This window comes from Catellatospora sp. KI3 (assembly GCF_029948125.1).
Taxonomy (GTDB): Bacteria; Actinomycetota; Actinomycetes; order Mycobacteriales; family Micromonosporaceae; genus Catellatospora.
Map to the genome: position 1 here is coordinate 1 of NZ_JASAMB010000071.1, position 785 is coordinate 785.

At 65.5% G+C, this 785-nt stretch carries 1 protein-coding gene; it reads right to left on the reverse strand.

What is annotated here, in order from left to right:
• The coding region (locus tag QEZ54_RS36230; protein ID WP_281309312.1) for a sugar ABC transporter permease at positions 1-696 on the reverse strand (696 nt) is incomplete at its 3' end.
• Between the last annotated feature and the right edge of the window lie 89 nt (positions 697-785).

Genomic DNA, 785 nt, shown 5'->3' on the forward strand with positions numbered 1-785 from the left:
GGCCAGGACCTGCATGCCGCCGATGGTGGAGATGATGACCGTGAAGATGATCGTCGGCCGGATCGCCGGGACCGTGATCCGGCGCAGCTGCTGGAAGCTCGTCGCGCCGTCGAGTGACGCCGCGTCGTAGAGGTCCTTGGAGACGGCCTGCATGGCGGCGAGGTAGATCAGGGCGTTGTAGCCCGTCCAGCGCCATATGATCATCACGGAGATGGCGATCTGCGACGAGGCGGTGCCCGCCTGCCAGTCGATGCGGCCGAGGCCGAGGCTCTCCAGCAGCCAGTTGATCAGGCCGTAGTCCTTGCCGAAGATCTGCCCGAAGATGATCGCGACAGCGGCGACGGACGTGATGTTCGGCAGTAGCGCGCTCATCCGCCAGAAGGTGGGGGCGCGCAGGCGCTGGTTCAGGACGTGCGCCAGCACGAGTGCCATGAGCAGCTGGGGAACGGTGGACATCACCCAGATCTGGGCGGTGTTCTTCAGTGCGTTCCAGAAGTACTCGTCGGCGAACAGGTCCTTGTAGTTCTGGAGACCGACCCACGGGTGGGCGTCGGCCAGCAGGCTCCAGTCGTGCAGCGACACCCACGCCGTGTAGATGAGCGGGAACACCCCGAACGCGGCGAACAGCACGAAGAACGGCAGGACGTAGAGGTATGGCGACGCCTTGAGATCGAGGCGGTACAGCGTGTTTTTCATGGTGTGAGCGGTCCCTTCGACACCGGGAAAGGCCGGGCCCGGCCACCGCGTCCTCGCGGCGACCGGGCCCGGCCGTTGTTCACAGGAGA